Annotated in this window: 17 protein-coding genes; 16 read left to right on the forward strand and 1 reads right to left on the reverse strand. The window is 31.2% G+C overall.

Translation table 11 applies throughout. The annotated features are described in order from the left end of the window. The first annotated feature begins 328 nt into the window (after positions 1-328). The 6 genes from DMC01_RS11405 (at position 329) to DMC01_RS11425 (ending at position 3,397) form a co-directional block, all read left to right on the forward strand. A complete protein-coding gene (locus tag DMC01_RS11405) occupies positions 329-778 on the forward strand; it encodes a single-stranded DNA-binding protein (protein WP_246059211.1) in 450 nt (149 codons plus the stop codon). Between the two features lie 41 nt (positions 779-819). Further along, positions 820-1,053 carry a hypothetical protein gene (locus tag DMC01_RS11410; protein WP_142694332.1) on the forward strand — a complete coding sequence of 78 codons (234 nt, stop codon included), beginning with the start codon at positions 820-822 and terminating at the stop codon, positions 1,051-1,053. A gap of 13 nt (positions 1,054-1,066) precedes the next feature. Beyond that, entirely contained in the window at positions 1,067-1,213 is a 147-nt protein-coding gene (locus DMC01_RS13820) for a hypothetical protein (RefSeq protein WP_185908907.1), read from the forward strand. Further along, positions 1,206-1,721, forward strand: coding sequence for a lytic transglycosylase domain-containing protein (locus DMC01_RS11415; RefSeq protein WP_142694333.1), 516 nt, complete (start codon positions 1,206-1,208; stop codon positions 1,719-1,721). The genes DMC01_RS13820 and DMC01_RS11415 overlap by 8 nt, the downstream gene beginning before the upstream one ends. 99 nt (positions 1,722-1,820) lie before the next feature. Next, the gene (locus tag DMC01_RS11420; RefSeq protein ID WP_142694334.1) at positions 1,821-2,096 is read left to right on the forward strand and encodes a hypothetical protein; all 276 of its coding nucleotides are present in this window, start codon (positions 1,821-1,823) and stop codon (positions 2,094-2,096) included. Continuing rightward, positions 2,096-3,397: a type IV secretion system protein gene (locus tag DMC01_RS11425; RefSeq protein WP_185908908.1), complete on the forward strand. Its 1,302-nt coding sequence runs from the start codon at positions 2,096-2,098 to the stop codon at positions 3,395-3,397. The genes DMC01_RS11420 and DMC01_RS11425 overlap by 1 nt, the downstream gene beginning before the upstream one ends. A gap of 44 nt (positions 3,398-3,441) precedes the next feature. On the opposite strand, the gene DMC01_RS11430 is transcribed toward DMC01_RS11425, so the two are convergent. Continuing rightward, positions 3,442-3,840 carry a hypothetical protein gene (locus DMC01_RS11430; RefSeq protein ID WP_142694336.1) on the reverse strand — a complete coding sequence of 133 codons (399 nt, stop codon included), beginning with the start codon at positions 3,838-3,840 and terminating at the stop codon, positions 3,442-3,444. Positions 3,841-3,990: 150 nt separating this feature from the next. Between DMC01_RS11430 and DMC01_RS11435 the strand changes: the two genes are divergently transcribed. From DMC01_RS11435 to DMC01_RS11475, 10 genes are all read left to right on the forward strand, one after another. Next, positions 3,991-4,329, forward strand: a complete 339-nt coding sequence (locus tag DMC01_RS11435) for a hypothetical protein (RefSeq protein ID WP_142694337.1) — start codon at positions 3,991-3,993, stop codon at positions 4,327-4,329. 376 nt (positions 4,330-4,705) lie between these two features. Beyond that, positions 4,706-4,915, forward strand: a complete 210-nt coding sequence (locus DMC01_RS11440) for a hypothetical protein (RefSeq protein ID WP_142694338.1) — start codon at positions 4,706-4,708, stop codon at positions 4,913-4,915. Positions 4,916-5,011: 96 nt separating this feature from the next. After that, the gene (locus DMC01_RS11445; protein ID WP_142694339.1) at positions 5,012-5,353 is read left to right on the forward strand and encodes a hypothetical protein; all 342 of its coding nucleotides are present in this window, start codon (positions 5,012-5,014) and stop codon (positions 5,351-5,353) included. A gap of 153 nt (positions 5,354-5,506) precedes the next feature. After that, a complete protein-coding gene (locus DMC01_RS11450; RefSeq protein WP_142694340.1) occupies positions 5,507-5,731 on the forward strand; it encodes a hypothetical protein in 225 nt (74 codons plus the stop codon). Between the two features lie 12 nt (positions 5,732-5,743). Then, entirely contained in the window at positions 5,744-5,947 is a 204-nt protein-coding gene (locus DMC01_RS11455; protein WP_142694341.1) for a hypothetical protein, read from the forward strand. A 16-nt stretch (positions 5,948-5,963) separates the two neighbouring features. Then, entirely contained in the window at positions 5,964-6,227 is a 264-nt protein-coding gene (locus DMC01_RS11460; protein ID WP_142694342.1) for a hypothetical protein, read from the forward strand. Position 6,228: 1 nt separating this feature from the next. Next, on the forward strand, positions 6,229-6,534 hold the full coding sequence (locus DMC01_RS11465) for a hypothetical protein (RefSeq protein ID WP_142694343.1): 306 nt from the start codon (positions 6,229-6,231) through the stop codon (positions 6,532-6,534). Continuing rightward, the gene (locus DMC01_RS11470; RefSeq protein ID WP_142694344.1) at positions 6,531-7,031 is read left to right on the forward strand and encodes a hypothetical protein; all 501 of its coding nucleotides are present in this window, start codon (positions 6,531-6,533) and stop codon (positions 7,029-7,031) included. Before DMC01_RS11465 ends, DMC01_RS11470 begins: the two co-directional genes overlap by 4 nt. A gap of 11 nt (positions 7,032-7,042) precedes the next feature. Next, positions 7,043-7,219, forward strand: coding sequence for a hypothetical protein (locus DMC01_RS13825; protein WP_185908909.1), 177 nt, complete (start codon positions 7,043-7,045; stop codon positions 7,217-7,219). Next, a partial coding sequence (locus tag DMC01_RS11475) for a hypothetical protein (RefSeq protein WP_142694345.1) occupies positions 7,206-7,394 on the forward strand: 189 nt, incomplete at its 3' end. The genes DMC01_RS13825 and DMC01_RS11475, both read left to right, overlap by 14 nt.

Raw genomic sequence — 7,394 nt, forward strand, 5'->3', positions numbered from 1 at the left:
CACAAGGACGAGAAACCTTACACAAAACGGCGATTTTGCTCACGCAAATATCAGCACAAAAGCACTCCAAAATTTGCCGAAATTTTCGCTCCGAAATGTGCGACAAAAATATATACTTGTTTAACATCGATTTTACCAACCTTTCAGCCGTAATTATATCAGCTAAAAGTATCAATCGCCTAAAACAAATATGAAAATATGCAGTGATTTTATAGCAAAATACAATAAAACAACAAATAAAAAATAAGGAGTTTAAAATGTAAAAAAAAGATTTAAAAACTAATTAAAAACTATAAAAAAAATATCAAAAAACTAGAAAGGATTAAAAATGAATCATTATGAAGTATTAGGACACTTAGGCAGAGACTTTGAGGTAGAAATTCACACTCGAAAAGATAATGGCGAAGAGTTTATTGTCGCAAAAAACTCAATAGCCTCAAGTGAAAAAAGAACCTTTATAGATAAACAAGGAAACAAAATCACAAAGGAAAGAACAGAGTGGATACCTATTCAAATCTTTGGCAATAACGCTAAAATAGCCGCACAGTATTTCAAAAAAGGCGATAAATTTTTGCTTGAAGGTAAATTAAGAACAAATACTTACCAAGATGAAAATGGTAAAACAAGAACTTCTTTTATGGTAGAGGTAAAGAAATTTTACTTCTTAAAACCAAAAGAAAAAGAAGAGCAAGTTATTTCTACAAATCCACCACAAGAAGTAGAGCAAATCAATGCTATCAATGAAGAGCTTGTAGAAAATACGCAAGAGATATTTTAAAAAGGGCTTTATACCCTTTTAATATATGAAAGGAAAAGACAATGATGACATATGCATACAATCCAAGCACCGAACCACTATGGACAAGCACTGTGCAAGACTTAGTGAAGCTTTATCATTCACAAGCTCAAAAAGAAAAAAGAGAAAAAGAAAAAAAAGCCATTAAAAAGGCACAAGCTTTACAAAGAGCTAAATTAAGAAAAGAATTATTAGCTCAAAAAAAAGCTCAAAAGGAACTTCAAAAAAGCCAAGCAAAAGCTTTTTTACAAAAATAAAAAGAGTTGAAAAATGAAAAGAACTAAAAGCCAAGAAAAAAGCGTTGCAAATGTCGCTGAAATTATGCAAGCAGTAGAAAAAGCTGAGCGTGAATTTGGTGAAAGGTGGATTTTAAAAGTTTATCAAAGAGAATTAGAAAAAAAGGATAAGAATGCTTAAACTTTTCCCCCTTTTTCTAGCCTTTTGTATAAATGTTTTAAATGCTAATGATTTTATTGATGCAAGTAAGGCATTTAAACTTGATGCAAGAATTTTGTGGGCTATCGCTTATAAAGAAAGCAGACACACCTCAAACATAATAAGTAAGCCTAATAAAAACGGCACTTATGACATAGGCATTATGCAAATTAATTCTATGCACCTTAAAAGGTTAGAAAAAGAATATGGAATAAGTCAAAAAGATTTACTGCAAAAGCCAAGAGTAAATATTTTTGTAGGAGCTATGATTTTAAGAAAATGCTTTGATTTATATGGAGTAACTGAAAAGGGCATTACTTGTTATAATGGATTAAAACAAGGTAATCCTTATGGTAAAGATATATTAAAAATCATTGAAAATAAAGATAAAGAACATAGAAAAAAACAAATTAATAAATCATTAAATACTTATTTTTTACTAGAACAAAAACAAGATTTTATAAAGGTTATAAACTATGAAAATAATTAGTTTTTTAAAATCATTAATATCTTATAAAAATATAAGAAAGATATTAACATACTATTATTTTTATAGGTTAATTGATAGAATATTTAAGGGATTTAAAAGATGATAGGAAGCTTATTTAACTTTTTAAATTTTTTAAATGTGAGTGTTGAAGAAACAAAAGTTAAGCCAAACGAACAAGAAATAAACGAAAAGGATAAAAATAAAATGAATACTGTGGAATTAGAAAATGAAGAAGAAAATATCTTTAAAGAGGAAAAAAAGATTATCACAAAGGTAATTAATGGAAAAGAAGTGAAAATAGAACTGACAAGTCAAAGCATACCTATAAGTAAAACACAAGCCATTAAAAAAACTTACACACAAAGGATACAATGATGAAAAAAATATTAATGATATTTGCGATTTTAACAATGTTTATAAGCTCTAATGCTTATGGTGCAAAAAATGACGGCGAAAATAAAGATAGAAACGAAATAGCTCAATGGTCAGACGAAATATTGAAAGATACTAAAGCCTTTGTTTCAAATTCTTTTGATAGTGTAATGTCTTTAACACAAAATGTAACAGGAAAAGTAGTAGGAGCGGCGTGGAAAAAGATGAGTGATTTTATGAATAGTGCAGTCATTTACACTCTTATTGCTTTAATAGTATGTATTTGGCTTATTAAACTTATGCGAAATGGTGGAGAAATATCAAAAGAGGAGATATACAAAGCGGTTATCTTTGTGGTTATATTTGCCATTGTGTATGCTATTTTAAGCTCTAAAACAGCCTTTAATGAAGTTATGAGTATGTTTCAATTACCCTCTCATCTAATGCAATCAATATTTGGAGGTCAATCTTCAACTCAACAAGCATTACAAAAGGTTTTTGCTGAGCCTTTTATGGAAACATTTAATATTTTTACACAATTTTATGGTAGCTTTACTGAAAAAATAGATTGGATATTTGGAACTGAATACTTAGCAGGTATTCCATTTGCTTTTGCCATTGTTTCAATATATCTGTTCTATATTTTAATAGCTCTTGCAGTGATTTTAGCAGTAATAGTGATTCAAGTTTATTCTATATTTCTAACAGGGATTTATCAATGCTTTGCTCCTCTTGTTATCTTTTTACTTCTTATACCACAAACAAAGAGTATCTTTTTTGCTTGGTTAAAATCCTACATAGGTATCACTATGTATGTGCCTTTATCATCTTTAGCTATTCAAATATTAGCCGCAAATCCTGCTAAAATTAATTCTAGTAATTTTATAACAATGACTCAACAAGTTTTTACCTTTTCATTAACAGGTTTATTATTAGCCGTTTTAGCTATAACTATGCTTTCTAAAATGCCTACTTGGATAAGTGAATTATTAGCAGTAGGTAATCAAGGTGTAGGAATGGGTGGAGCAATAGGACTAGCAAAAACTGCTGGTTCAGCAGTAGGTTCATTTGCAAAAACATCAGCACTTAATCCTATGAAAGCTATGGGTGGTAATTTATTAAATGCTGGAAAAACTGCTTTAAGTGGCGATAGCGTAGGACAAAAAGTCGGTAATTTTGCAAGCTCAGCCGCAAGTATAGCTTCTGCGGGGACAGTTTCAAAAGACGGATTTAAAGCAGTGGGAAGAGGCGTAAGGCAAGGATATAGAAATATTTTAAACAAACTTGACAAGGATAAAATTTAACTCTTTATTAGAGCAAGATGAACTTACTCAATAAAGAGTTAAATTTATTGAAAACACTGAGAGTATCTTTCCTTAAGAGCTGAAGGTGTCCATTTAAGCATTTTCTCATCAGTATTCATAAATTTTTCTATTTTCTCTTTCGTGTCTTTACCTGTAAAATACAATTTTGTATAAAGAGGAATTACTGATATAACCCCCTCTTTATCTTTAATAAAATAATAAAGAAGTCCGTCCCTAATAGAACCATCAGGATTACATTCTTTATTACCTATAAAACCAAATTCTGCCTTAGCCTCTTCTTCGCTTAAAATAGTCTCATTAGGAAATTTTTTCTTTATTAAAGATTCTGGTGTTTCACTACCACAAGAAATAAAAAATAAGCCTACTAAGCTTACACAAACACTTAATAAAGTGCCAACTCTTAACTTTTGTAATGTTTTCATAGTTAAGTCCTTTCTAAAAAAATTCGAAGTTATTATAATATATTTTTATTAATTTTTATCCACTTTTTATAAAAAAAATTGTATTTTTTTATTTATAAATTAATTAAAAATATGGTATAATTACCTATCAATAAATAAGAAGGATTTAAAATGAGACGGTCAAAAAAAGAATGTAAAATTGTCAATAGGGAAATTTTTAATGCAAAACTCTTAGAAACTAAGCTGAGTAAAGAGGAATTTGCTCACTTTTACAATATCCCTTTGAAAACATTTTATGCGTGGGAGATTTTGAATAATTATCCTGTATATACTGAATTGCTTTTAAATACACATATAAGGGCTAATGCTTATGATTTGTATCAAAACGATTATGAAGAATACTCTAAATTAGAAAATGAAATTACCGAACTTATCAATGAAAACAAGAAACTACAAAAACAAATTGAGAGTTTTGATGAATTTAAAACTGCTTTAATCAATTCGCTTTAAATATCCTCTTTTTGCTTTTTATCCAACTTTTTAGTGTTGTTAATTTTTTGCTTTTTTCCTTTTGCTCTCTAGCCTTTGGCTTTTTTGTTTGTTTTGCACATTAAGCCAAGCTACGCTTGTCTTAATTGTGTTTTCAAAGCCCTGCGGTCTTTGAAAAAAACGCTTACGCTTAAAGCGGGGGACACCCCCGCAACGCCCCCGTTATTGTATCGTGCTACGCACTCCATTGATTTATCGGCACACTTCGTGTGCTTGTTGTGGGCTACGCCCACAAAAAAGGGGGGAAAAGGGTTTGGATTTTGGTTGTTTTTTGGTATTTTTTTGTTAAGTTATGTTATAATTATATAAATAAAAAAAGAAAGGGGGAAGCTTGACAATGAAACAAAAAAGGTTCATTAGTTACACAGGAGCGGTTAATTTTCTTAAGGGCAAAAACTTTGTTTTATGTAACGAAGCTTTGCAGCTTGACGAAAATTTATTAAGTGATTTAGAGTTACAGGAGGGACAAGATATTTTTTCTTGTTACCTAACGGATTTAAGCGAAGACGAGGTCAAATTCTTAACAAAGAATTTTAAGGGTCTTTAATGAAATTTGCGAAAGTGCAGGACTTGACCCCGAAACAGGAAGAAAAACTGCATTAAGGCTATTTTTAAAACAAGGCTATATTTAAGGAGGGAAAAAATGAATTATGCAGAAAGAACGCTTATTAAGCAAAGAAGCTTAAACAAAAACTTGAAAGAAAGGATTAAGAAAGCCCGTTATGAATGCTACAAGGACATTGTAGCAAGGGGCGGACTTTATGAGAATTTAGGGGACAAGCAAGAAAGGGAGCTTTTAGAGTTTGTGGTGAGTTTAGAAAGAAATATAAGATTAGATTATAACTTTTTTCAAGGCTTAAAAGACAAAATAACAGAGTTTGTCAATCAACTTACAAATTTAAGCGACAAAGACTTGCCAGCCATTAAACGCTTTATAAGAAGCTATGAAAGAAACGAAGCTTTATCAGCTTTACAAAGTGCTTAAGGGGGTTACAATGTGTTATTTAGAGGTTATCAACAAAAGAAATAATCTTAATAAAATCATAAAACTTGATATTTACACCTTAATTGAATGTATTAAGATTTACAGATTTTATAAGAGATTAAAAAATTTTGAAACAAAATTAAGGAGCGTAAAATGATTTTTACACAACAACAGCAAAAGCAAAACGCACAAAACATTCTTAAAATAAAGGTTGAGTGTTTTTTAAACAGCTTAAACGACAAAGAAGGCTTTATTTTAAGAAAGATTGCAAGGAGTAGAGAATTCAAAGAATTCTTAAAAGAAAGAGAATTAAGCACACCTAGCCTTTTTAGCTATGATGAACAAGGCGTAGGAATGGGCTTATTTAGTGCAAATTAAAAAGGAGAGAGAATGAGAACAACGCAGGAATTAAACAGGGAAGAGCTAAACGAGCTAAAAGAAATTTATCTTACACAGCTTAAGGCAAGTTACAATAAGGGCGTAAGCTATGATGAATTATGCGAAGCCGAATATATCATCAGCGATGAAAGCATACACGAGCATTACGAGGGAACATACTTTTGCAAAGAAGACTTTTTTTGCAATGTGATTTAAAGAGAAAGGATTAAAAATGTTTTACAAAGCACAAACAAACAGCGAATTCAGAAAATGGACTATGAATAGTCCATTATTCAATACAAGGGGTGAGGCGATAGATTGGATACTTACTAAGAGAAACATTTGTCAAGGGCAAGAAAAGGATTATAAGGTATTTAAAAGTGCTTATATAAGCCTTTATAATAACGATGGGCAAAAGGTCAAGGACTTAATCAAATTCAATTTTAACGCCTTAGGTATGATGAAACCTTTGTTTTTAAAGAAAAAAGGAGCTTAAAATGCGAAATAAAGTATTTTACTATGAAAAAGTATTTTACTATGATGTAGGATATATAGCCAAAGGCAATTTTTATAGTAGCTTTAAAGGTGCAATCAAAGACGGCGAATATGTCTGGGAAAGGCACTTTCCCAAATATAGCTTAAAAGACGCCATAGACATTGCGAAAGTGTTAGGAAATTTGCTTTCAGCAAAAGCGGGAATTTTGGTTGCACACTTTGAAGACAAAACGCAAAAGGTGTATTTTTTCAAAAATCGCCGTAGAGACAAAATTTTACAATTACGATATGAAAGGGGGATAAGATGAAAGTAAAAATTCAAAGAAGCATTTTAAACGAAATGAGTGAAATTTACACTTATGAAAATGTAGATTTATTCAAAGCAGTTTTAAAGCAAGCACAAGGCAAGCACATAAAACAAAACAATGATTTATGTGCTAGGTTAAGCTATGCTGAAGCTATGCAAAGGCTAAAATACACTTACGAATGCGGCAGAGACAGCGGAACAAACGGCTTTATGTGGAACGGCGAATGTAATGAATTCTTTGAAAAGCACCAAGAAGCCGTTATAGCGTGGCTTAAAGAATTTGCAAATGGTTTAGGATTTAGCAGCATAACCGAGCTTTTAGCTAGTATGCAAAAAGACGAGAAAATAGACTTTGTGGAAGATTTGCTATATTTAGACACTAAAGGAATTTATCTCAATCAAAGCTACACAGTAGCCCTAATAGTTCGTCAGCTTGTATATGAAATCGCTTGTAGCTTATGTGAAATAGGCTATTTTAACAAAAAACTAGCAGGGTAAAGGAGGATAAAATGAAAGAACTAATCGAAATATCTTGCTATGACAAGCAAAACGCCTACAAAGGCGGTATAGAAGTTGTAGGCAAGGACAAGGCAAACGCCTTAATCGCTGAAATTTTAAGTGTAGCCGATGAAAATGTGCTTTACTGCACCATCGAAGTAAAGGGGGTTTTAAATGAAAGCCTTTAACAACATAGCCTTTAATAAAATAGACGAGGCGAACGCACTTGGAAAATCAGCCCTTAACAAAGCCTTTTTAAAGCATTTTGTAGAGGCTAGAATTCTAGGATACAATGCAAACAAAAAGTTAGTATTTTTCTTTGAAAAGCCTGAAAATGTGAAGTGTTTTACAGAGCGTAAAGAG

Source organism: Campylobacter troglodytis (genome assembly GCF_006864425.1).
Lineage (GTDB): Bacteria > Campylobacterota > Campylobacteria > Campylobacterales > Campylobacteraceae > Campylobacter_D > Campylobacter_D troglodytis.

Coding starts and splice junctions, on each gene's coding strand:
- DMC01_RS11405 (WP_246059211.1), top strand. CDS start 329: ATGAATCATTATGAAGTATTAGGACACTTAGGCAGAGACTTTGAGGTA.
- DMC01_RS11410 (WP_142694332.1), top strand. CDS start 820: ATGATGACATATGCATACAATCCAAGCACCGAACCACTATGGACAAGC.
- DMC01_RS13820 (WP_185908907.1), top strand. CDS start 1,067: ATGAAAAGAACTAAAAGCCAAGAAAAAAGCGTTGCAAATGTCGCTGAA.
- DMC01_RS11415 (WP_142694333.1), top strand. CDS start 1,206: ATGCTTAAACTTTTCCCCCTTTTTCTAGCCTTTTGTATAAATGTTTTA.
- DMC01_RS11420 (WP_142694334.1), top strand. CDS start 1,821: ATGATAGGAAGCTTATTTAACTTTTTAAATTTTTTAAATGTGAGTGTT.
- DMC01_RS11425 (WP_185908908.1), top strand. CDS start 2,096: ATGAAAAAAATATTAATGATATTTGCGATTTTAACAATGTTTATAAGC.
- DMC01_RS11430 (WP_142694336.1), bottom strand. CDS start 3,840: ATGAAAACATTACAAAAGTTAAGAGTTGGCACTTTATTAAGTGTTTGT.
- DMC01_RS11435 (WP_142694337.1), top strand. CDS start 3,991: ATGAGACGGTCAAAAAAAGAATGTAAAATTGTCAATAGGGAAATTTTT.
- DMC01_RS11440 (WP_142694338.1), top strand. CDS start 4,706: ATGAAACAAAAAAGGTTCATTAGTTACACAGGAGCGGTTAATTTTCTT.
- DMC01_RS11445 (WP_142694339.1), top strand. CDS start 5,012: ATGAATTATGCAGAAAGAACGCTTATTAAGCAAAGAAGCTTAAACAAA.
- DMC01_RS11450 (WP_142694340.1), top strand. CDS start 5,507: ATGATTTTTACACAACAACAGCAAAAGCAAAACGCACAAAACATTCTT.
- DMC01_RS11455 (WP_142694341.1), top strand. CDS start 5,744: ATGAGAACAACGCAGGAATTAAACAGGGAAGAGCTAAACGAGCTAAAA.
- DMC01_RS11460 (WP_142694342.1), top strand. CDS start 5,964: ATGTTTTACAAAGCACAAACAAACAGCGAATTCAGAAAATGGACTATG.
- DMC01_RS11465 (WP_142694343.1), top strand. CDS start 6,229: ATGCGAAATAAAGTATTTTACTATGAAAAAGTATTTTACTATGATGTA.
- DMC01_RS11470 (WP_142694344.1), top strand. CDS start 6,531: ATGAAAGTAAAAATTCAAAGAAGCATTTTAAACGAAATGAGTGAAATT.
- DMC01_RS13825 (WP_185908909.1), top strand. CDS start 7,043: ATGAAAGAACTAATCGAAATATCTTGCTATGACAAGCAAAACGCCTAC.